Source organism: Lewinellaceae bacterium (assembly GCA_020636105.1).
Classification (GTDB): domain Bacteria; phylum Bacteroidota; class Bacteroidia; order Chitinophagales; family Saprospiraceae; genus BCD1.
In genome coordinates this window covers 1,460,086-1,482,718 of the sequence record JACJYL010000001.1, presented here as the reverse complement: position 1 = coordinate 1,482,718, position 22,633 = coordinate 1,460,086, and the positions used below count along the sequence as shown (strand labels likewise).

Annotated in this window: 18 protein-coding genes; 9 read left to right on the top strand and 9 right to left on the bottom strand. The window is 43.9% G+C overall.

The window, feature by feature from the left end; all coding sequences use genetic code 11:
• Positions 1–115: 115 nt before the first annotated feature.
• Positions 116–1,159, top strand: a complete 1,044-nt coding sequence (locus H6571_05460) for a PorP/SprF family type IX secretion system membrane protein (GenBank protein MCB9323173.1) — start codon at positions 116–118, stop codon at positions 1,157–1,159.
• 131 nt (positions 1,160–1,290) lie between these two features.
• Here H6571_05460 and H6571_05455 read toward each other — a convergent pair whose 3' ends face one another.
• The gene (locus tag H6571_05455) at positions 1,291–2,121 is read right to left on the bottom strand and encodes a GntR family transcriptional regulator (GenBank protein MCB9323172.1); all 831 of its coding nucleotides are present in this window, start codon (positions 2,119–2,121) and stop codon (positions 1,291–1,293) included.
• Between the two features lie 166 nt (positions 2,122–2,287).
• Between H6571_05455 and H6571_05450 the strand changes: the two genes are divergently transcribed.
• Complete coding sequence (locus H6571_05450) at positions 2,288–4,558, top strand: ATP-dependent Clp protease ATP-binding subunit (protein MCB9323171.1); 2,271 nt, start codon at positions 2,288–2,290, stop codon at positions 4,556–4,558.
• Positions 4,559–4,744: 186 nt separating this feature from the next.
• On the opposite strand, the gene H6571_05445 is transcribed toward H6571_05450, so the two are convergent.
• On the bottom strand, positions 4,745–5,182 hold the full coding sequence (locus H6571_05445) for a nucleoside deaminase (protein ID MCB9323170.1): 438 nt from the start codon (positions 5,180–5,182) through the stop codon (positions 4,745–4,747).
• A gap of 277 nt (positions 5,183–5,459) precedes the next feature.
• On the opposite strand from H6571_05445, the gene H6571_05440 reads away from it, so the two are divergent.
• The 7 genes from H6571_05440 to H6571_05410 all read left to right on the top strand — a co-directional run bounded on the left by H6571_05440 (position 5,460) and on the right by H6571_05410 (position 14,513).
• Entirely contained in the window at positions 5,460–6,230 is a 771-nt protein-coding gene (locus H6571_05440) for a hypothetical protein (protein ID MCB9323169.1), read from the top strand.
• Between the two features lie 180 nt (positions 6,231–6,410).
• Positions 6,411–7,610 (top strand): histidine kinase, encoded by a 1,200-nt coding sequence (locus tag H6571_05435; GenBank protein ID MCB9323168.1) that lies wholly within the window; start codon positions 6,411–6,413, stop codon positions 7,608–7,610.
• 3 nt (positions 7,611–7,613) lie between these two features.
• Positions 7,614–9,461: a histidine kinase gene (locus H6571_05430; protein ID MCB9323167.1), complete on the top strand. Its 1,848-nt coding sequence runs from the start codon at positions 7,614–7,616 to the stop codon at positions 9,459–9,461.
• Positions 9,462–9,473: 12 nt separating this feature from the next.
• Entirely contained in the window at positions 9,474–10,229 is a 756-nt protein-coding gene (locus H6571_05425; protein MCB9323166.1) for a response regulator transcription factor, read from the top strand.
• Positions 10,230–10,541: 312 nt separating this feature from the next.
• The gene (locus tag H6571_05420; GenBank protein ID MCB9323165.1) at positions 10,542–11,066 is read left to right on the top strand and encodes a T9SS type A sorting domain-containing protein; all 525 of its coding nucleotides are present in this window, start codon (positions 10,542–10,544) and stop codon (positions 11,064–11,066) included.
• Between the two features lie 59 nt (positions 11,067–11,125).
• Positions 11,126–12,628 (top strand): DUF1566 domain-containing protein, encoded by a 1,503-nt coding sequence (locus H6571_05415; protein ID MCB9323164.1) that lies wholly within the window; start codon positions 11,126–11,128, stop codon positions 12,626–12,628.
• Between the two features lie 334 nt (positions 12,629–12,962).
• Positions 12,963–14,513, top strand: a complete 1,551-nt coding sequence (locus H6571_05410) for a hypothetical protein (protein ID MCB9323163.1) — start codon at positions 12,963–12,965, stop codon at positions 14,511–14,513.
• Positions 14,514–14,610: 97 nt separating this feature from the next.
• On the opposite strand, the gene H6571_05405 is transcribed toward H6571_05410, so the two are convergent.
• The 7 genes from H6571_05405 to hydA all read right to left on the bottom strand — a co-directional run bounded on the left by H6571_05405 (position 14,611) and on the right by hydA (position 22,585).
• Positions 14,611–14,991, bottom strand: coding sequence for a glyoxalase/bleomycin resistance/extradiol dioxygenase family protein (locus H6571_05405; protein MCB9323162.1), 381 nt, complete (start codon positions 14,989–14,991; stop codon positions 14,611–14,613).
• Positions 14,992–15,106: 115 nt separating this feature from the next.
• Positions 15,107–15,469, bottom strand: coding sequence for a hypothetical protein (locus H6571_05400; protein MCB9323161.1), 363 nt, complete (start codon positions 15,467–15,469; stop codon positions 15,107–15,109).
• Positions 15,470–15,493: 24 nt separating this feature from the next.
• Positions 15,494–16,822 (bottom strand): NAD-dependent dihydropyrimidine dehydrogenase subunit PreA, encoded by a 1,329-nt coding sequence (preA, locus tag H6571_05395; GenBank protein MCB9323160.1) that lies wholly within the window; start codon positions 16,820–16,822, stop codon positions 15,494–15,496.
• A gap of 282 nt (positions 16,823–17,104) precedes the next feature.
• Positions 17,105–18,682 (bottom strand): OmpA family protein, encoded by a 1,578-nt coding sequence (locus H6571_05390; GenBank protein ID MCB9323159.1) that lies wholly within the window; start codon positions 18,680–18,682, stop codon positions 17,105–17,107.
• A gap of 238 nt (positions 18,683–18,920) precedes the next feature.
• Complete coding sequence (locus H6571_05385) at positions 18,921–20,243, bottom strand: FAD-dependent oxidoreductase (protein ID MCB9323158.1); 1,323 nt, start codon at positions 20,241–20,243, stop codon at positions 18,921–18,923.
• Positions 20,244–20,258: 15 nt separating this feature from the next.
• The gene (locus H6571_05380) at positions 20,259–21,125 is read right to left on the bottom strand and encodes an acyltransferase (protein ID MCB9323157.1); all 867 of its coding nucleotides are present in this window, start codon (positions 21,123–21,125) and stop codon (positions 20,259–20,261) included.
• A gap of 77 nt (positions 21,126–21,202) precedes the next feature.
• The gene (gene hydA, locus H6571_05375) at positions 21,203–22,585 is read right to left on the bottom strand and encodes a dihydropyrimidinase (GenBank protein MCB9323156.1); all 1,383 of its coding nucleotides are present in this window, start codon (positions 22,583–22,585) and stop codon (positions 21,203–21,205) included.
• Positions 22,586–22,633 lie beyond the last annotated feature (48 nt).

Here is a 22,633-nt window from a genome sequence, read left to right as displayed (position 1 = left end):
TTGGAAGGAAAACAATGACCGATTCTCCTGGACCAGTTGACCATAAACTCATTCACAATCATTAACAACTATTATGGGACAAATCTCTACTTCATTAAAATTTATTTTGCTAAACATGGTATGGGTTGCAGGCATCAGCTTTTTGGGTATTCCGGAGAGTAACGCCCAGGATGCCCGTTTTGCACAATTCTATTATGCTCCTTTACAATTAAACCCTGCTCTGACGGGTGTGTTTGAAGGTCAGTTTCGGGGAGTCGCCAATTACCGCGAATTATATACCAGCATACTCGGTGCCCATCCGTTCCGTACTTTGGCGGCGAGTTTTGATATGAGAACCAATGTAGGAAGATATGACCACGCCGGATTTGGTATCTCCGCTTTGAGAGATGAAGCCGGTATTTCGGGCTTCAACCGTACCGATTTTAGCCTGAGTGCTTCTTACCAAAAGCAAATGGGGGGGAGTCGTTACAATAAGAGCAACCAGTTCCTCGTGGCCGGTGCCCGACTGGGCCTGGGGCAACGAGGTTTTGAATGGGATAAATTATGGTTCACCCAGCAATTTGACCTGAATACTTATAACGTGGACCAGGGCATGGATAGTGGGGAAGATTTTGCCACCAACACCACAGACCTTTATGTTGACTTTAGTGCCGGCATTCTTTATTATGCTGTTTTCGGGGTCAACCAAAGTTTGTATTTTGGGGGATCCATCCATCATTTGAATGAACCGAACATTTCCTTTTTGGAAAATGCGGATGAAAGACTTCCATCGAATTATGTATTGCATGGGGGAGGGGAATTCCCTGTGTCTGATAATGTCAGTTTGTTGCCTGCCATCGCTTTTATGAGCCAGGGACCTTCCATGAGCACTACTTTTGGGGCTAATTTGCGCTATTCACGTCGGGAGTGGCAGGAGGTAGCCATCCGGGCCGGGCTTTGGAGCCATATTTCCAATAAACTGGATAAGGAAGTGCACATGGATGCCATGACGGTTTCTGCCATCATTGAATTTGAAGGGATGAATATCGGGTTGAGTTACGATATTACCACTTCCGTTTTGTCGGAAGCAGATAACTCCAGGGGAGCATTCGAGGTGTCTTTCGTGTACATCCATCGCCCGAGAGACAGAAGGGCAAGGGTGGATTGCCCGAGGTTTTAAATATCCTTTTCCCCAGATGTTTTTTTTAATGGGATGATTATCAATGAAATATATTGAAACTGGATTTGTTCCTGGTGGCAGGTTACGCTTTTATTAAGACGGAATTTACCACCAGGAACATCCTGATTTTATCAGGCCAGCCTAATCCCGTCTTTTTCAAGGAGGATCAGGCGCTGCTTGTATAATGCTCCTATGGCTTTTTTGAAGGTCTTTTTACTTTCTCCAAAAACGCTATAGATCAATTCTGCATGGCTTTTGTCTGTCATGGCGAGGTAACCGCCTTCTTTTTTTAATTTCTCCAGTATCTCGTGGCTGAGTTGGTCGACTTTACCCAAACCTGGTCTTTGAAGAGAAAGGTCAATTTTATTATCTTCCCGAACTTTTTTGATATAACCTGTCATGCGTTGTCCGCGATCCAGTTTTTGGAAAACTTCATCTTTGTACAACATGCCCAGGTGTGCGTCATTGATAATGACTTTAAACCCGATCGGGGTCTGGCTCCAGATCTGGAGATTCACCTCCTGACCGATATGGAAATTTCCCGGGGTCTGGTCGAGGAATTCATCGAGCTTGGCAGATGCGGCCACCCGTTCACTTTCTTCATCCAGGTAAACGGCCACCATGTGCCATTCTCCCACCACCATTTTTGCGCGTTGTTCCCGGAATGGAACGAGCAGGTCTTTGGCCAGCCCCCAGTCGAGAAAGGCCCCGATCTGGTTGACGGAAACGACCTGCAAAAAAGCCAGGTCACCTACCATGGCCAGGGGCTTTTCGGTAGTCGCGATGATGCGATCCTCGGAATCCGTATAGATAAAAACATCAATGGGACCCCCAATTTCATAAGTTTCCGGAACGTACCTTTTGGGCAACAGGATTTCCCCCTTTGGCCCGCCATCAAGATACAATCCAAAATCCACCTCTTTTACAATATCGAGGGTATTCATTTTTCCTATTTCAACCATGGCCGTTATATTTTCTAAAGTGCGCTGATGCATTTGGACGATTTGTTTCTTCCAAACTTTGGCTACACTACAATCATTCCCTGCAAAAGTAGCAATTTCTGTTCATTTCATTTTCCATCTTCATTTTTTTCGCTACTTTCACCTCCCGGAGGAATAAGGAATACAAATGGAAATAATCAACTATCCTTTACTGACTTTTGATATCAAAACCGATGCTGTACTGGGCATACTGGTCGGTACGGGCCTGAGTGTGATTGAAAAGGATGTTGAAACGGTTAAGTCCATCCTGGGAAAATATTTATTCAAGGAATATAAAAAACATGGCGATTATCCCTTTTTCGAAATGGAACAGCCGCGTTTAAAAGTTATTTATGTTCCCGTCCGGCCTTCTTATCAGACGGAAGATTCCTCTTTCCCTTTGTTTAAATCTTACCGGGTGCCCGTGCCTATTGTTTTCGGATCGACTTCCGGTGCAGGGTTTGAGTGTTATTTGCCTTTATTGCAGCGCAGGTTCAGTTATTACCGTAAGGATCAGCTGGTCACCCTTGCGCAGCATTTCGCCACACACGTACTCGGACAATTGGAACCGGAAAAGATTTTCAGAATGTTAACCTATTCCACCCCCAAACTGGAAATGGTCAGCCTGAAAGTTAATCTCGACAGGGAGCCTGACTGGGGAGCCTTTAATTACAATAAGACTTTTACTGTTTTACCCAAACTGGCAGAAGAATATCCTAATCCACAAAATACCAAAAAGCGTAAAAGTCTTTTTCCTGATGCTGCCTGGGAGCGGGAAAGAGAAGTGGCGGACCTCGTAAATGAACTCATTAGCTCGCGTGCCAATGTATTGCTGGTCGGAGAGCCGGGGGCCGGAAAAAGCGCCGTGCTGAGAGCGGCCATCCGAACCATAAAGAACAACAACAAAAAACAGGATATTGGATTTAACTTCTGGAATATGTTGCCAGACCGAATCACTTCTTCTGCTAAGTACCTGGGCGACTGGCAGGAAACCTGTGAGACATTGGTGGAGGAACTCAGTATCGACAACGGGATTTTATGGGTGGAAAATATTATGCAATTGTTGTCGAGCGGGGGAGAAAGTGCAGAGAGTAGCGTGGCGGCCTTCTTTTTGCCCTTTATGGAACAACGAAAAATACAAATTATTGGGGAGGTGACCGTAAGGGAGCTGGATAAAATGCGGCAATTGCTTCCGGGTTTTGTGCAGTCGTTCAGGACGCTCCCCATCAATGACCTGGCCGAGGATCAGGTCCACAAAATACTATCTAAATTTACGGATCACAGTGCCACCCGACTGGGCGTGGTCATCAACCAGGATGCCCTCAACCTGAGCTTCCGGTTATTGAAACGCTACATTCCTTATGAGCATTTTCCGGGTAAAGGAATCAAGTTTTTGAGCAAGTGTGTCAACGAAGTGCAGTACCATCAAAAAAAAATCGTGGACAGCGAAGTGGTCATCCAACAATTCATTGACCAGACCGGATTGCCGGCGCTTTTCCTCAGGGATGAAATGATGCTTGACCCGGCGGCGCTGGAGCGTTATTTCAGTTCACGGATCATCGGACAGGAAGATGCTGTGGAAAAGCTGAGCAGTCTCGTTAAAATATTCAAAGCACGGCTCAACGACCCCCGTAAGCCTATCCAGACCTTGTTGTTTGCAGGACCTACCGGGGTGGGAAAAACGGCTTCCGCTAAAGTCCTGGCCGGTTATTTCTTCGGGCAAGGCCAAAAGAAACAACCGCTGATCCGGATTGATATGAGTGAATTTCAACATCCCGGGCAGTTGGCGCGCCTCGTTGGATCGGGTAGGGAAGTCGGGCAGTTGGTCAAGGAAGTTCGGGAGAAACCTTTTGCAGTGGTGTTGTTTGATGAAATCGAAAAGGCGCATCCTGCTATTTTTGATGCCTTACTGACTTTGCTGGACGAAGGATTGCTCGTGGATGCCTTCGGTCGGGTGACCAATTTCCGGAATACCATCATCATCATGGCCTCCAATGTGGGCGCCTCGGAGAGGACCATGATGGCCTTTAACAAAACAATGGGAGAGGACAGCAAATACACTTCGGCCATCAGCAAATTCTTCAAGCCCGAGTTTATTAATCGTATCGATTCAATCGTTTTATTCAAGCCCCTTTCCCGGGAAGCCATTCGGCAGATCACCCTTAAGGAACTGGGTGAGTTGAACTCCAGGGATGGTTTTGTCAAAAGAAAGCTGGAGCTTCATTTCACAGACAAACTGATCGATCACCTGTCCAGGGTGGGTTTTGATGAAAAATTTGGAGCCAGGCCCTTACAGAGGGCCATTGACCAGGTACTGATAAGCCCGTTGGCCAAATGGTTACTGAATCATCCGGAGGTAGATTCTTGTAAATTGGTCATCGATTTTGATAAAAAACTGAATATTAGCACTTTAAGTTAACCGGACTGTTCAAAGTTCCAGGTTCAAAGCCTGCCTGACAACATCAGGAGGCAGGTTCAAATTGTTATTGATTATCAAGGATTTATAGACTTCCAGATACAGTTAAATGAACAATCCCTGACATCTGTTCCAAAAGCATCCCCGCATCCCCGCATCCCCGCATCAAATAATCATACCATCAAAAAGTCAAACCCCAATATCCTCATGCCACAACTCCGGTCTATCCCGGATAAAGGATTTCATCATTTCTATACACTGTGGGTCGTTTAACACAACGATTTCCAGTCCACGGTCTTCCAGCAATTTTTCTTCCCCTACAAAAGTCTGATTTTCCCCGATCACCACTTTGGGAATGCCATACAACAAAATGGCTCCCGAGCACATGGAACAAGGCGATAAGGTAGTGTAAATGGTACATTCCCGATATACCGAAGCGGGCAATCGGCCGGCATTTTCCAGGGCATCCATTTCTCCATGTAGGATGCAGCTGCCTTTTTGTACGCGGCGGTTGTGGCCCCTGCCGATGATTTTGCCGTTGTGTACCAAAACACTGCCTATAGGAATCCCTCCCTCGGCTAATCCTTTTTTTGCTTCGTCTATGGCTGCTTGCATAAATTGATCCATTGTTTGTTGTTGAATTGGTTATTAAAAAAGGGTGCTGCTCTTATAGCAAATCTAAGGCGTACCTGTGGTAATAACGATGGTTGTGTGATAAAAAGGCTCCGGGAGGCCTGTTTATTTAACTTTTGAACGCTCGTATTTTAAAATTCAAATAAGACTTACCATTCATCAATTGGAATGGACCATCCATCAATCAGCGCTTTACTTGCGATGTTTCCAGCCTTAAGTTTGCATCATCAAATAATTAAAAAATAATTTTCAACTTAAAAAAATTAATGTCATGAACTATTCAAAATCATTCTTTTTAATCCCTGTATTTACTTTGATGGTTTTCTTCTTTACCAATTGTGAAAAAGATCCTGCCATCGACGACACCCTGCAGACCTCTTCAACAACAAAGACCTTTGATCTGGGAGAGGCTTATACCACGCTGCTGGCACCGGCAAAACCAAGTAATGCCGTCGTCAACATGCAATCGTCAAGTGATGCCCCGATAGTGATCAATGTAGAGGTCGTTGCAGATGCAACCGGAAACACAAGAAAATTCGAACGTCTGATACAGCCGGGAGAGGCCATGAGTGAGGAATACCCCCAACTGGTGGCCATGAAAGCCAAAGTGCTTTTTCCTCCGGCTTCAGGTAACAGCCATCTCATTTTCCAGGCGGTGTACGTTCCAACAGATACAGACAATGGCTTTAATGCCTCCAGCTGGCTTTCTGCAGGGACCGTTTGTATGAACGGTGATGTCAAGAGCGAACCAGACCAGGATGCTGATTGCCTTTGGGAAAAAGTAACCCTGTGGCAGGCTGCCTCCAAAAGAGATATTGACCTGGAAATCAACTTGACAGGTGCCCATGATATGAAAGTGGAGATCGAAGGCCCTGTAGGTATTTTCCAGGACTACGAACTGGGTGCGGCTCCTGCACAGCCACAATTCCAGAAATTGTCCGGTGAGTGGGAAGATGTGGTGGCTGTCCATATTTTTTGCAAAAAATCACCGGTGAATCCATGTGGCAGTTGTGATTACACCTATGAATTATGTTATAAATAGTCGTTGAAAAGGGAGAGTCCTTCCCCGACTCCTCACGGGGGAGGCGCTTATCCCGATAAGAACATTTTTTCATAATACAGCTGCAAAGGTTAACTTTGTGGTTGTATTATGTTTTTTGTTACCGATCTTTTCCTAAGGAAAACGTTACGGACCTATTTTTCAAAAGCACAATTCAGGCTCATGAGCGCAAATAATTCTCAGAAACGGCAGCCTATAAATATGGAGGAGTTTGAAGACATCCTGATCTATTTTTCAAAAACATTTATTGGTAATGATACGGAAGAAGATATTTTATGGGATCTGGCCAAAAATTGCATATCTAAACTGGGCTTTGTCGATTGTGTTATTTATTTGGTTGACCATGAACACGAATGCCTGATCCAAAAGGCGGCTTATGGTCCTAAAAATCCAAAAGACAGGAGTGTTTATAATCCCGTCAGAATTACTTTGGGCAAGGGAATATCAGGCACCGTTGCCATGACCGGAACAGCCGAAATGATCCCCGATACCTCGAAAGATCCCCGATACATTGTGGATGATGAAGTCAGGCTTTCCGAAATTACGGTTCCCATCGCTACCGATGAAATGGTTTATGGGGTGATCGATTGTGAGCATCCGGAAAAAGACTTTTTTACTTCACAGCATTTGAAGATGCTTACGGCCATTGCTTCCATTTGTGCCATTAAGATCAATAAGGTGAGGGCAGATAAGTTGTTGATGGAAAAACAGGAAAATCTTTTAAAAATAAAACAGGAAATGATTGAATTGAAACTAAAAGCCTTCAATTCGCAAATGAACCCCCACTTTGTTTTTAATGCCCTGAATGCCATCCAGTTTTTCATCACCTCAGGCAATAAAAAATTAGCCCTGGGTTATTTTTCCGTTTTCAGTAAACTGATCCGATTTTATCTCAAGCACCTTGATAAGGAAACCGTGGGACTGAAAGATGAAATCGATATGCTGAACGCCTATTTAAAACTGCAAAAACTGAGGTACAACGACCAGTTTGAATATGAAATTGAAACAGACGATAGAAAGAAGGGAATGGAAGCCTGTATTCCTTCCTTCATCCTGCAGACTTTGTTTGAAAATATCATCGAGGAAATTACCTGTAACCAATATTCGAATTGTGTCATGAGAACGGTTTTCAGTATTGAATCGGATGCTGTATTGGTCGATATTTCCTATACCTATGATTCCAACATTGTGATGGACAGAAAGTACACCCCGGAATACAGGGAACGCATGATACAGTGGCAGGATCAAATTGATTTACTCAATACCGCGAAGGGGTACGGCATCGAAAAAAAGATCTTTAAGAAAGAGAGTGCAGGATTAAAAAGTGAAAGTATCGTCCTTAGATTACCTAACTTAAGCTAAACGATGCCAAAAGATCAGAAATACATTTTTCACCTTTTACTTTTAACAATCCTTTTGCCCTTTGCCAGTAAGGCGCAATCTACTTCTGCTATCCGGGAGACCCTGGTTCCTTTTTTAATGTTAAAAACGACGGACGACTCCCTGACGATCCGTCAGGTCATGGAGCAGGGCGTTACATTTTATCCACTGGATAGCTTTCCCGGGCGTACCCAACCCAAAGAAAATTACTGGATAAAAGCAGATTTTGAATCACTGATTCCTCTGATAGGGGAAGACAGCCTGTGGTTTTTTTATACAGGGAATTTTGACCTGGCCACCTGTTTTCTTCAAAGTGAGGAAGGGATTTCCCCAAAGGAATATGGTAGGCTCACCCCTTTAAGTATTAAGGGAGAGGATCATGAAAGCACTGGGGTCTTCTTTAAAGAATCCGATCTGATAGACGGGCGGTTTCTGTTTCTAAAGCTAAAAAGATACCGGTACCATCAAAAAATAAACGAATTCAAATGTTCACTGATCTCGGCACAAGATTTTAACCTCAAGGCCAACTACTATTCCTGGGACGACTTTCTTTTTCTCGCTCCAAGATATTTGTTCATTGGGGCATTTGTCCTTATTTTTATTTTTACCCTGATCCTCTATTTGAGTTCGTGGAGACCGGATTATTTGTTTTATGCCCTGTATATCCTTTGTCTCCTGATGTACCTTGGATTCAGTGGGTTTAGGATTTACGATTATCTATACCGGAATTATGGATTGTTTGGCACAGGTTTGCATTATCAATTGCAGTATTTTATCAACCTGACCTATATCCTTTTTGCCAAGTATTATTTACAGACCAAAATAAATTATCCCAAACTGGACTTAGCCATCAATGTACTGGCGGTGTTTTTAATGGTGTCAACGGTACTGGATGGGATTTTCGTTTATAATTTTTATTTTGAAGGCCAGCATTCGGTCATAAACATTCACCGGTTAGTCATGTCGTTTTTTGCGGTAGGCGGGGTTGTTTATCTTTTTATTTATGCCAAAAATTTACTGGTGTATTTTATTATCGTCGGTTCTCTTTCGTTTACGGCAGGATCCCTTGGGATGTTGTTTACCAACAATAATAATTATATGATTTTGGGCTGTACCCTTGAATTGCTGTTGTTCGGGCTTGGGCTGAGTTATAAATTCAAAAAGGATAACGAAGAAAAGATAATGATCAAAAAAGAGGCATTTGATAACAAATTGAGTGCTCTGAGGGCGCAGATGAATCCACATTTCATTTTTAATTCGCTGAGCTCCATTCAACACCTGATCAGTATGAACAATAAAGCTTCCGCACTGAATTACCTGACTAAATTCAGCCGACTGATGAGAAATTTGCTGGAAAGTTCCATTGAAACGACTGTTGTCCTGTCTGAAGAAATAAAAACACTGGACACCTACCTGGAACTGGAATCCCTGCGATTTGACGGAACTTTCAAATACGACATACAGGTGGATGATGCATTGGATGTGGATGCGGTGGAGGTGCCGGCTTTGATCGTGCAACCTTTTGTCGAGAACGCCATTATTCATGGTTTATTGAATAAACAGGGAGCGGATAAAATATTAAACATACGTTTTCGGCAAGTGAACAACCAACTTGTTTGTGAGGTGGAGGACAACGGGGTCGGCAGACACGCAGCTTCCAGCGAACATTCCATATTAAAATCTTCCAGGAAATCCAGGGGCATTGAAGTTACCGAGAAGCGATTGCAGGCCCTCAGCCAAAGAAATATGAAAAACATTGAGATTATAGATAAAAAAGATGATCAGGGCAATGCTTTGGGGACAAGGGTGATCATTAAAATTCCATTAGATTAAAAATTACAGACCATGAGTTTAAAAGCCGTTATAGTGGATGATGAAATGCACAGCAGGGAAACATTAAAGAACCTGGTGCAGGAATTTTGTTCGGATGTTGAAGTTGTCGGGATGGCGGGTTCCGTCAAGGAAGCCCTTTCCATCATTTCTGCCGCATTACCTGATCTTGTTTTTCTTGACATTGAGCTCCAGCCGGGAACAGGATTTGATGTGCTGACTCAACTCAAAGATCTGAATTTTGATGTCATTTTTACTACAGCCTTTGAGCAATATGCGATCAAGGCTGTGAAATTCAGTTCCCTGGATTACCTGCTCAAACCCATTGATGTTGAAGAATTACAACAAGCAGTTGACAAGGCCAGAAAAAGGAAGAACCAGGAAATTTACAAACAACAGCTGGAGACCCTGCTCAACAATTTGAAACAGCAACCCGAGTTGAATAAAATTTGTCTGGCTACAGCAGACGGGATTGAATTTGTCGATGTGGAACAGATCATATATTGCAAGGCCAACGGATCCTACACCACCTTTGTCCTGAAAAACAGCCCGCCCGTTTTGGTCAGTAAACACCTGAAAGAATATGAGACCTTGCTTGCAGATCAGCGTTTTATGAGGGTCCACAACAGCTTTTTGATCAATTTAAAAGAAGTGAAAAGATTTGTCAGATCTGACGGCGGTTACATTATCATGAATAATGACGATATGGTGAGCATCTCCAGAGGGAAAAAAGACGAATTCCTGAATATCATGTCCCTGATACTCAAATAGCAAAATTTTCCAAAGGAAGTGATACTTTTGCTTGTTGTCAAAACAGGTGATAAAAATCATATCAAAACAGTGATCTTGGTCAGTTTTTTGCAGATAATTTTTTCTGACATTATCGGCTTATTAGAGATTGTTACCAATCTTTCCAATCACGACAATTCAAAAGCAAATGCCTGGTTCATGGCATTTTCATAAGTCTGAATATCTCATTGACTACCCTATTACCCTCCCCTTCACAAAGGTTCAATATTCTTTAGGATACCTCAATTGACATGGTTAGGAAAAATTGATTTTTTAATCCTAAAATGTGATCATATGAAGTATTTTATTATGCTTTCCTTGAGCATTTATACGGTTTGTTCTATAACGGCCCAATCTGTCGATTTGCGTCTTGCGGGAACAAACGGTGGGAATGTTTCAGGAAGTGAATTCCAGTTGGAATGGTCAGTGGGTGAGCCTTGTATCGGGTATCATTCAACCCTATTCGGCCTGCTGACAGAGGGGGTTATTCAACCCGGAATTTTTGCGGATCAACAAAATCTTTCCGACACTCATCCCGATCTTTTTTCCCAAAGTGAAACCTTTGAATTGGCCGCCTTTCCAATTCCGGCGGGGAATTACCTGAATTTGACATTGAATCGCCCGATTGAAGGTGTCGGGTACATCAGCGTTTTAGATTTTACCGGCAAATTGATGCTAACAACATCTTTTCCTGCCGGCGTTCAACAGTGGAGGTTGGACATGGAACAACTCCCGGACGGATTATACATTGTCAGGCTTTGGGCCAGGCAGGGAGAAGTGGATGTCAACATTAAAATTTTGAAAGCTACCGCGGAGTGAATTTTGCCCGATTTTTTTACTTAAAATTTGATTTCCAATTTTAAAAAAAGCCAGAAATTATGAAAAAAATAATATCTGTTTTGGGATTTAGTCTTTTGATACTCGCCATGTTATCTGCCCAAAATGTTCCCCGGGGAATTAACTACCAGGCGATGGCCAGGGATGCCAAAGGTTTGGTATTGGCCGATCAGGCTATTAGTTTAAAGATCTCTCTTCTGGCCGATAAGCCTGAAGGGAAATTATTGTACAGTGAGATACATGACGTGACCACCAGCCCATTGGGCCTGTTCAATATTGTCATTGGAGAAGGATTGGCGGGAATCGGTGAATTCGATCAAATTCCATGGGGCAATAGCGAAGTCTGGATGGATATTGCCCTGGCTCAGGATCAAAATGACGAATTTGTTTCGTTAGCTACCACCAGGTTGCTGACGGTTCCTTACGCCTTTCATGCTGCTACTGCCGGAGTACTGGTGGGGGATAACCCGACCGAAAAACTTGCCGGTCCTTATTGGAAAACCAATGGCAACGACGGGGTAAACTCACTATACCAATTCCTGGGCACTGTGGATGCCAATGACCTGGTATTCAAAACCAATTACATGGAGCGGATGCGTTTATTGGCCGGCGGAGATTTATGGATGAGTAAGAATAGCATCAAAAACCTCAAGGATCCCGTTGATATGCAGGATGCTGCCACGAAAAATTATGTTGACGTAGTCCTTTTGACGATCAAGAACCTGATCAATGCACACGTTGCGGCAGATGGCGATATGAGTCCAACCAATGAGCTTATAACCGGAACCAATTTCAACGGTACTTATTTAAGAATTACGGAGGCCGGGACCACTCATGTTATTGATCTCAGTAGTCTTGATGAATCTGCTGAAGTCGCCACTGCCCTGGCCAAGGCAAGCCAGGCCGCTTCAGATGCGGCAACTGCTTTGGCAACCGCCAATGCACACGTAATAGCGGATGGCGATTGGAGTGCCAGCAATGAATTGCAAACCATCAGCAAATCCGGTAATCTGGTCACTCTTTCAAAAGGTGGAGGAACTTTTACGGATGCAGTAAATGACGCAGATGCCGATCCCACCAACGAAATAGAATTGCCAGTGGGAGGAACCAATGGTCAGGTGCTTGTCACCGATGGCTCAGGTCATTACAGCTGGGTGGACAGGGAGCCGACTTATACCATAGGGTTGCATCCTGAATTGGGAGGTTATGTGTTTTATGTGACTCCGAATGGTAAACATGGGCTTGTTGCGGCAACACAGGATCAGGGTGTTGCCACTTATTATGAAGCACAAAATAAGGTTAGCGATCCCGCCAGTCACAACACCATCGGGAAAAATTTCAAGGACTGGAGAATTCCTACAAAATATGAACTTAATTTGATGTTTCTGTCCAAAACACAGATCGGAGGATTTCTGAATGATTACTACTGGAGCGTCACGCCTCAAAACGATAGTTTTCAGTGGTTCCAGGATTTTAGTGGAGGTAGTCAAATAGGCATTGCTAAAACATTTACCATAAACATTCGTGCTATCCGTGTTTTTTAAGGATCATTTCTAAACCGACATAAATTCATTGTATGGGAGCATTGTGATGATCTGAATTCAGCCGGACTTTAGCCAATAGGGTTAAAGTCCGGTTTGATTTTTTTCGGAATCACCATTTTTTATCCACTAAAACAATACTTCCGATCTTACTATTTTCTGCTGCTTACCATCCATCAACCGAAACCATCCATCTATCAATTTGGGCTTTTCCTGCCTTACTCTCCGCCTTAAATTTGTCTCATCATTAAACAAAAATTATAAACTAATCATGGAAAAAGGTACAGGAAAAACACCGAACATTTTGTTAAGAACATTTTTTTTAATCGTATTTGTAATGGCACTGTTGACAGGTTCCCTGGTAAAGGCACAGGTCATTATTGAAGCAGGCGATATTTTTGATGAAGTTGTAGATGTCTCCAATGATATGCCGGGTATTGAAGGGGGGGAGTATCAGGACCCAACAGACGAACAGTTAGATCAATGGAATAATGTTCTGACGTTGTTGTTTGATAAGGATTATGATGGAGCTGCTCAGATTGCAGCGGGACTTGATTATGAATTGGTAGAATTTACGGATGACCAGGGGGATGTCTATTTTATGTTGCGGAATGCGGGAACCAATTATTGGGGAACGTATATATTTAACCCCTATTATTGCAACCGGATTGTAATCCAGGTGCCTCACCCCATTTTCGATTTCAGAACCGACAAGGAAGGAATCCATGTATTCCGTGAAATTAAAGCCATGTTCTTCCAGATGTCAGGAGCTCACCGCTGCAACAGGGTTCAGGAATCCTCTTGTGACGGATTGACCCAATCCTGCAATGAAATTCCCGGACAGGGGGCATTAGTTCCTCATAAAATGTCGGATATGGGGCATACCACCACTTCTGTTTTTCAGGCTACCACCGGTAAGTTGTTTACTCATTTCAGTGATTCTTATTTTATTTCCTTACATGCTTTTGGTAAAAAAGTAAGTGACCCTTATGTGATTCTTAGCAATGGAACAAGAGTAACGCCAGCAGTAGATTATATCGATATTTTGGCGGATGAATTAAATGCTATCGATCCGGTGCTCACTTTCAAAATTGCACATCAGGATCTTATGTGGGACAGGCTCATTGGTTTTACCAATACCCAGGGGAGGTTAATCAATTCCAGCGTGGATATTTGTGAAGACAATGCGACTTTAACAGATGGAAGGTTCATCCATATGGAGCAGGAAAAGATGAGACTCAGGAATGATATCAATGGCTGGAACAAGGTGGCCGATGCATTGCATAATACATTTGGTTGTTATGCAGGAACCATCAATCCATATTTATTGCCCTTTCTTCTGCCTCCAAACTATCAATACAAGTATGGCAATGCTGCCGGCGGTGGATATGTTGAATGTAGTTGGTCTGCTGATTTTGAAACTGAAATTGATTATTACGAAATACAGCATTCTGCGGAGGGTGTAAATTGGGAGATCGTAGGCTCAATAACCCCGGAAGCCAGTCCGACAGGAGGGGCAACCAATTATATCCTCAATGATGCCAATCCTTTTTCAAGGATAACCTACTACCGGTTGAAACAGGTTAATTCTGATGGAAATTTTGTCTATTCAGCAATCTCGAAGGTTAAGATACCCTCCAGCAGCAGTACCGGTACAACAAGCATGATGTCATTCAATGCCGGTTCTGCTCAAATTAATATTGCCGAGTCTTCAGAAAAAATCACCTATTTCAAGGTTTTTAATATGCTGAACCAGGATTTAAGTGCCTATGTAAAATCAGTTGACCAACAGCATGCCGGTCATGTGATCGATGTAGCCGGTTTACCTGTGGGATGTTATGTGTTGGTGACAAACATCGGGGCTTATAAATTCATAAAACAACCCTGATAATAAAATTTATTTTTTCCGCCAGGTGACACTTTTTTGCAAATAGGCTTTGCTTAAAGGTGTCATCTTTTTTTGTCTATTTTTTTGTTACACAGGGCTAAATTTTCAAGTCAATATTTTCTACAAAAAAAATGGCATTATTATTCAAATCAAAAAGGCCAAACTCATTGGTGTTCCAGGCCGTTTCAAGGCGAAGTTTGTCTTCATCAATGCTTCCCTTTATTACAAATTCCTGAAATAAAGGGTGGATTTTTTTTACAAAGATGCGAATCACGGTGCCCCCATTAACCGGATCCTCTTTGGTGCCGGAATGCCATTGAAGATGGATGAATAGGAGGTCTCTTTTGAGGATGGCATACATTCCATCGTTGAAAAGACATTCGAAACCAAGATGTTTTTTATACCAGATAACATCTCGTGAAATATCTTCTGACGGTAAGACCGGAACGATGCCGAGGAACTGAGTAGCTTCTTTCATGTTGGGTGATATTGATTTGTTTTGATTCTTTTTTTTATAAGAAGCGGAAATCATAGCGTTCAAATATAAAAAATCTATTGGAGGTTTCGGGCATTCATTTTTAAAACAACACATCTTAGGACATGACTGCCAGCACTTCCAATACATTGGAGAGGATCATAAGGATAAATAACAGGATGAAAATAGCGTTACCGATCAGGCCAACGATTTTTTGGTATTGCCACGGTTCCTTTTTACTCAGGCTTACTATCGCCTGCTTAAACCCTCCTGCACTGGTGATCAGCATGATAAAAACAGGAAAGCCAAACAAAAGATCCCGACCCAATTCCGGTAATCGGCCAATCCATGATAATGGGAATAATGTAAAGAGGAAGAGCAGGCCAAAAATTCCTAAAGTCCAAAGGAATAACCGAAAGGATCGTTTTGCATATTTAAAATCTTTTTCCTCATAAGGTTCGTCCAGAACATCTTCTTTCATGCTTATTGGCTTAAATCATCCATGTCACTTTTTCCTTAACGCATCGGCAGGAGCCGGAATATGATGGCCCCGGCCACCTGCCCGTTCATCGTCAAAACTTTCCGGGGCTTTGCCATTCAAGGTATAATCTTTCCAGGTTTCATGTTCGGTGCCATCATCCGTTCTGACCATGGTGATGCATTGTTCCACCGGGCAGACCAGTGAGCATAAATTACATCCCACGCAATTTTCATCGATGATCTCCGGGATGCGGTTGGTGGAATGTTCCGGAATACGGATGGCCTGGTGGGCACCGTCTTCACAGGCAATGTAACATAAGTCGCAGCCGATGCATTTGGTGGAGTCAATTTTTGCTTTGACTTCGTATTTCATATTGAGGTGTTCCCAGTCCATAACGTTGGGCAGGGCCTTTCCAACCATTTCGTCAATGGTTTCAAATCCCTTTTCGATCATGTATTCTTCCAGCCCGCTGATCATTTCGCGGACGATGCCAAAACCATAGTGCATCACCGCTGTACAGACCTGTACATTGGAAGCTCCCAGCATGATGTGTTCTACGGCGTCACGCCAGGTTTCAATTCCGCCAATGCCGGAAATGGGGAGCTTGAATTCAGGGTGGACGGCGCAGTTTTTGACCATATTCAGGGCAATAGGTTTTACCGCCGGGCCACAATAACCGCCATTGGTACTTTTCCCGTCCACAATGGGGTAGGGGGCAAAATGGTCGAGATCCACGCCTACCAGGCTTTGGATGGTATTGATAAGAGAGATAGCATCAGCGCCCCCGATCTGGGAAGCCATCGCTGGTTGCGTAACATCCGTAATATTGGGCGTAAGTTTTACGATGACAGGGACTTTAGCTACTTCCATCACCCAGCCTACCAGCGTTTTGATGACTTCCGGTTCCTGGCCAACGGCGGAGCCCATGCCCCGCTCACACATCCCATGCGGACAGCCGAAGTTGAGTTCAATGCCATCCGCCCCCGCATTTTGTACATCCTGGACGATCTGGTGCCATTCCGCTTTCGATTGAACCATCAAAGAAGCGATAACTGCATGGTTGGGAAAGTACTTTTTGACTTCTTCCATCTCCCGTAGGTTATCACTCAACGGTCTGTCGGAGATGAGTTCTATATTGTTAAATCCCATCATTCGTTTGTCGCGATAATTGACCGCTCCGTAACGGCTGGATACATTGATCACTGGAATCCCCAACGTTTTCCAGACAGCTCCTCCCCAGCCGGCTTCAAAGGCTTTCATGATCTGGTAACCGGAATTGGTGGGTGGGGCCGAGGCCAGCCAAAAAGGATTGGGCGATTTTATTCCTGCGAGGTTGGCGGTTAGGTTTGGCATGGTTTATTTTTTTTGTAAGAATGTAAGAGTGTTGGTTTTGGGGTATAGATTGTTCAAATTGTTCAAATTGTTCAAATGGAGCGCAGTGACATCATGCCGCAGGTCGGGAGTGTTCAAAGGATTTAAAGATAAAAAAAAACGGCAGACCTGAACTGCTGGCTTTTTGGGTTTTTGGTTTTGGAGGTCAAAATACAAAAATTATGAAATAAAAAACCCCGAATCCAGGTATTTGACACTGAATTCGGGGCAACTTTTGTTTTTAAAAAGCAAAAGCTTTCAAGATCATTTTATAATCAAATCAAATTCAACTCTTCTGTTTTGAGCTCTGCCTTCTTCCGTGTTATTGGTCGCGATGGGTTTGCTTTCCCCGTACCCTTTGCTTTCCATCCTTGACTTTGCAATTCCATTGGCATTTAACCAGATCATGCAGGCCTCGGCCCGGAGTTCAGAAAGATTTTGGTTTTTGTTGGGATCTCCCACGTTATCCGTATGGCCGCTGATCTTAAGAGAGTAATAAGGATATTTTTTCATGATATCCGCAATTTGTTTGAGGACAGGAATAGAAACCTGTTTCAGCACTGCCTGAGCCGTTTCAAACTGGATATTTTTTATGGCAACCGTCAACACTTCTTTTTCATTATCCTGTAATTCCGAACAGCCATTGTTGCTTTTCGGTCCTACTTCGTTAGGACATTTATCATCTTTATCAGGAATGCCATCACCATCCGCATCCGGACAGCCTTCTAATAATTTTTCTCCAAAGACCGTAGGACATTGATCGATAGCATTGATTAAACCGTCGCCATCTAAGTCACAGTTTGCATTATTTTTATCGGGGTCACAGGCATCAAGGGGATTGCTTTCTCCTGCATCAACCGTTGCATTCCCGTTGAGGTTTTCCTTTCCGTCCATGATCCCATCGCTATCCGTATCCGGATTTTTAGGGTCAGTCCCCATCAATCCTTCATCTTTATCGGATATGCCGTCATTATCGGAATCCGGGCAACCAAATAGGATACCTTTTTCCAATGGACAGTTGTCGTCTTTATCGGCGACTCCGTCTCCGTCAGTATCCGGACAACCTTTAGTACCAGCGGTTCCAGCCATATCCGGACAGGCATCATCTTTATCGGCAATCCCATCTTTATCCGTATCTTTTTTGCCGCTCAGTTTCATGGCAAGGGTTAAACCTCCTGCCAGGTACCAGTCATTGTTGTCCGGGTTGCCGCTGAGGCTGACCCCGTCCAGCAAATCCGAAGAGGCCCTGTTTACGGTAAATCCAAGATCAAGGCCCACTTTTTCATTCAGATCAAAGCGAATACCGCCGCCAATGGGTAAATTTAAATGGGAATTTTTATCATTAAGAGCCGTCTGATCCTGCTGGCCCAACGCGACATAACCCCCTGCCGCTTTTGAATAATCGGCCTCCACTTTCATGAAGTCGTAGGCTACTCCAGCGGTAATATAAGGTGAGATCAATCGCTTAAATGCCCCGTCGGCGTAACGCTTGTTGGCGAGGGGTTCATATCTAAATAATAATCCAATCTGGTTGACCCCGGAAGTGAAACTTATATTTCTGTTGGGCACCTCATATCCTTTGTCGGCACGGATGGCATCATCTCCCTTGAGTCCTGAATGCAGAAAATTCAATTGAGCCGAAAAAACAGGCAGGAAGGAATAACGTACATTGGCCCCGTAGGCGAAACGGGTTTGATCAAGATACGGGAAAAAATCGGAATGGACCAGGTCACCGAAATAAGAAGACCCTCCCAGGAAAATGCCAGCTTCCCATTTATCCTGTGCCTGGGAAGAAATGTTAATGGCCAGCAGGAAAATCGCTAAAAAGTATAATTTTTTCATGTTCAAAAAATAGGTTTAGAGTAAAACAAAATAAGGATTAAAGGACCATGAGGTCCGGCTCAAAGGAATGTAAATAGCCAAAAGTATATTTGTAAATGTAGACGTGTTTTATTGAAAAGAGTAACAATTAATTTTCGTGTAAATGAAAATCAATTGAAAGTTAAATTATTTACCGGGCTTGGCTAATTTAAAAAAACAATATACAAATTAATTCTCAACATAAAAAATTGATTTCCTTTCAGGAAAGTAGTTTGTGGATGCCTTGTGCGGCTTTTTTCCCTTCCGCTGCTGCATTCACGACCTCCGCGCCACCGTTGACGGCGTCCCCTGCCGCAAAGTATTTTGGGTGACCTGTTTGAAATGTTTCCGGGTGGGTAATGATATTGCCTTTTCGATCGAGTTCCAGGCCTTCGATCCGTTCCAGTAATTCAATCATTTTGGATTGCCCTGTGGCACGAATGGTCATATCGCATTCGATTTCAAATTCACTGTCAGGAAGCGTGATTACCCTTCCATTCTCAACTTTGGTTCTCACAAAGCGTACCTTCTCCACTTTGCCCTCTCCCAGTATGGCCACCGGAGAAACGTTAAAAAGGCCCTTCACCCCCACACCTTTGGCGAGGTCGTATTCAAAATCATAGGCTCCTTTTTCTTCCCTGGAGCGCCGGTAGGCCAGGGTAACTTCTTCTGCGCCAAGGCGGGCACATTCGGAGGCTGCATCCATGGCCGTATTTCCGCCACCGATGACCACCACCTTTTTGCCAACATGGGTTTTTAGCGGGGATAATTTTACCTGTTGTATGAATTCCGTTGCCCCGATACAATGTTCGAGTTCCTCTCCGTCGATCAGGAGAGAGGCTGTTTTCCCCAGGCCAATGCCCAGGAAAATGGCATCGTATTCCGTTTCCAGGACTAAAAGTTGTTCTTTGGTGGTGACTGGGGCATTAAATTTGATCTTAAACCCAAATTGTTTTTGCAGGTAATCTACCTCTTCCAGTGCATCGTTATTGTTGATTTTGTAGGGGGCCACTCCATGGACGATAAGACCTGATGGAAGGTTTTGTGCTTCAAAGATATCTACAGCATAACCCAGTGACCTCAATTCACAAGCACAGGAAATGCCTGCCGGCCCGGCACCGATGATGGCTATCTTTTTATGATTAGGGCTGTTCTTTTTATGGAGCGGCATGGCCTTTTTTATAGCCTGTGTGGTAGCGTAGGACTGCAAACGCCCGATCTCAATGGGTTTTACATTTTGCTCGTTGAATACACAAGCCCCTTCGCATAACACTTCTGTGGGGCAAACTTTTCCACATGTATTTCCAAAGTAATTAGCGCTGTAAATAGTTTTGGCAGATCCATTGAGATTGTGGGTGTTAATCTGTTTGATGAAAAGAGGAATATCGATGCCCGTGGGGCACGCTTTAACGCAGGGAGCATCATAACAAAACAGGCAGCGCCCGCTTTCGTAAAAGGCTTCTGTCTGGTTCATTAAGGGTTTGATCTGTTCAAAATTACGGTCAACGTCTTCGAGCGTGACAGGTTGAGTGTATTCAGCCATGGTTATTAATGTAAATTACAAGTCTGTTAATCTGGAATAGGTTTCCGGTCTGCGGTCTCTGAAAAATTGCCAGATGTTCCTCACTTCATCAATCATCTCCAGGTCGAATTCAGCCACCAGCAATTCATCCTGGTCTTCAGAAGCCCTGGCGAAGATCTGCCCGCGGGGATCTACAAAATAAGAACTGCCGTAAAATTTACCTACGTTCCAGGGGGCTTCGGTTCCCACCCGGTTGATGCATCCCATGAAGTAGCCGTTTGCCGCAGCATGGGCAGGTTGTTCCAGTTCCCAGAGGTATTGCGATAATCCTGTGGTAGTCGCCGACGGATTGTAAACGATCTCTGCCCCGTTCAACCCCAGGATCCTGGCGCCGTCTGGAAAATGGCGGTCATAACAGATATAAACACCAATAGTAGCATACCTGGTTTTAAAAACAGGATAGCCCAGGTTGCCGGGTTTGAAAAAGAATTTTTCATAAAACCCTGAAGTGTGGGGAATATGATTCTTACGATATTTTCCTAATAAAGTGCCGTCTGCATCGATCACCGCTGCCGTATTGTACAACACACCAGCCTGTTCCCTTTCGTAAATGGGAACGATGATCACCATATTGTATTTTTTGGCGTATTCGGCCATCAGGTCAGTGGTTGGACCAGGGATGGATTCTGCAGAAGCATACCACTTCGGATCCTGGCCCGGACAGAAATAAGGGGTATTGAAAATTTCCTGTAAGCAAAGGATCTGTACCCCTTGTTTACCGGCTTCTTCTATATAAGGGAGGTGCTTTTGCAGCATCGCCTCTTTAATTTCTTCAATAGTTCCTTCGCCTTCTGTCAGAGGAAGGCTCATCTGGATTAATCCGGATTTAATTGTTCGTGCCATAATTTGCTTGTTGCTTGTTGCTTGTTGCTTGTTGCTGGGAAAAAACGAGAAACCAGCAACGAGAAACCAGCAACAAATTAAATAATCTTCGAAACTTTATTCCTTTTCACAAACTCCCCGTATCCTTTATTTATTTTCACGACGCCTTTATCAATGGCAGTTTTCCCCCGCAAGATAACGGTTTCTACCTTTCCGGTCACTTCCCACCCTTCGTAGCCGGAATAATCGACGTTCATGTGGTGGGTATCCACAGATAAGGTATGCTTTTTATTGGGATCAAAAATGACAATATCTGCATCCGAGCCAATGGCAATGCATCCTTTTTTGGGATACATGCCGAAAATTTTGGCAGGATTAGTAGCCGTTACTTCGACGTATTTAGTTGGGCTGATCCTTCCTTTCGCAACGCCTTCCGAATATAAAAGTTCCATTCTATGTTCAATAGCCGGGTGTCCATTGGGTATTTTTGAAAAATCATCTTTTCCCATCAGTTTTTGCTCCCATTTGAAAGGGCAATGATCCGTCCCAACCACCTGAACAAGACCCTGGTTCAATCCCGCCCAAAGGGTTTCCTGGTCCTTTTTTTGGCGGAGTGGGGGACTCATGACCCATTTGGCTCCCTCAAAATCTTTTTCATAAAGGGAGGCGTCCAGCAGAAGATATTGAATACAGGTTTCCACAAAGACCTTTTGATTTCTTTTAGAAGCATCGCGAACGGCATTCAGGGCGCCTTCGCACGTCAGGTGGACAATATAGGCCGGAACATCCGTGTATTCGGCCATATCACAAAAACGGCCCGAGGCTTCCGATTCTGTAACTTCCGGCTGGGAAAGATAATGATACAAAGGAGACAGGTTACCTTCTTTCCTGTTTTTGGCAATCAGGGCATCGATCATATCCCCGTTGGTGGCGTGGACGGTGACCATGCCGCCATGTTTATTGACTTCCTTCATCAATCCTATCATTTGCCCGTCATCGATCATCAAAGCTCCTTTGTAAGCCATAAAGGTTTTGAAAGAAGTAATTCCTTCCGTTTCGATCATCTGAACAATTTCCTTTTGGGTATCTTCATTAAAGTCAGTGACGGCCATGTGGAATGAATAATCACCATAGGCATTGCCGTTTGACCGTCCCTGCCATTGTTCCAGGGCGTGGTGCAATGATTTCCCCTGGGTCTGCAGGATGAAATCGATGACCATGGTGGTGCCGCCGTGCAAGGCAGCCAGGGTACCCGTTTCGTAATTGTCACTCGAAAAAGTGCCCATGAACGGCATGTCCAGATGAACATGCGGATCAATCCCCCCCGGGAAAACCAGTTTTCCTGTTGCATCGATGGTTTCGTCCGCCTGGAGCGGAAGATTATAACCAATAGCGGAAATGGTTTCCCCTGAGATGTAAACATCGGCCTGGAATGATGAAGCCGCTGTGATAATGGTTCCGTTTTTTATTAAGATCGACATATATCGAAAGTTTAAATGGAGTGAATCGATATCCCGCGACAGGGTCGG

Excerpts from the sequence above, each read along its gene's own strand:
- H6571_05460 (MCB9323173.1), top strand. The coding sequence starts at position 116 with ATGGTATGGGTTGCAGGCATCAGCTTTTTGGGTATTCCGGAGAGTAAC.
- H6571_05455 (MCB9323172.1), bottom strand. The coding sequence starts at position 2,121 with ATGGTTGAAATAGGAAAAATGAATACCCTCGATATTGTAAAAGAGGTG.
- H6571_05450 (MCB9323171.1), top strand. The coding sequence starts at position 2,288 with ATGGAAATAATCAACTATCCTTTACTGACTTTTGATATCAAAACCGAT.
- H6571_05445 (MCB9323170.1), bottom strand. The coding sequence starts at position 5,182 with ATGGATCAATTTATGCAAGCAGCCATAGACGAAGCAAAAAAAGGATTA.
- H6571_05440 (MCB9323169.1), top strand. The coding sequence starts at position 5,460 with ATGAACTATTCAAAATCATTCTTTTTAATCCCTGTATTTACTTTGATG.
- H6571_05435 (MCB9323168.1), top strand. The coding sequence starts at position 6,411 with ATGAGCGCAAATAATTCTCAGAAACGGCAGCCTATAAATATGGAGGAG.
- H6571_05430 (MCB9323167.1), top strand. The coding sequence starts at position 7,614 with ATGCCAAAAGATCAGAAATACATTTTTCACCTTTTACTTTTAACAATC.
- H6571_05425 (MCB9323166.1), top strand. The coding sequence starts at position 9,474 with ATGAGTTTAAAAGCCGTTATAGTGGATGATGAAATGCACAGCAGGGAA.
- H6571_05420 (MCB9323165.1), top strand. The coding sequence starts at position 10,542 with ATGAAGTATTTTATTATGCTTTCCTTGAGCATTTATACGGTTTGTTCT.
- H6571_05415 (MCB9323164.1), top strand. The coding sequence starts at position 11,126 with ATGAAAAAAATAATATCTGTTTTGGGATTTAGTCTTTTGATACTCGCC.
- H6571_05410 (MCB9323163.1), top strand. The coding sequence starts at position 12,963 with ATGGCACTGTTGACAGGTTCCCTGGTAAAGGCACAGGTCATTATTGAA.
- H6571_05405 (MCB9323162.1), bottom strand. The coding sequence starts at position 14,991 with ATGAAAGAAGCTACTCAGTTCCTCGGCATCGTTCCGGTCTTACCGTCA.
- H6571_05400 (MCB9323161.1), bottom strand. The coding sequence starts at position 15,469 with ATGAAAGAAGATGTTCTGGACGAACCTTATGAGGAAAAAGATTTTAAA.
- preA (MCB9323160.1), bottom strand. The coding sequence starts at position 16,822 with ATGCCAAACCTAACCGCCAACCTCGCAGGAATAAAATCGCCCAATCCT.
- H6571_05390 (MCB9323159.1), bottom strand. The coding sequence starts at position 18,682 with ATGAAAAAATTATACTTTTTAGCGATTTTCCTGCTGGCCATTAACATT.
- H6571_05385 (MCB9323158.1), bottom strand. The coding sequence starts at position 20,243 with ATGGCTGAATACACTCAACCTGTCACGCTCGAAGACGTTGACCGTAAT.
- H6571_05380 (MCB9323157.1), bottom strand. The coding sequence starts at position 21,125 with ATGGCACGAACAATTAAATCCGGATTAATCCAGATGAGCCTTCCTCTG.
- hydA (MCB9323156.1), bottom strand. The coding sequence starts at position 22,585 with ATGTCGATCTTAATAAAAAACGGAACCATTATCACAGCGGCTTCATCA.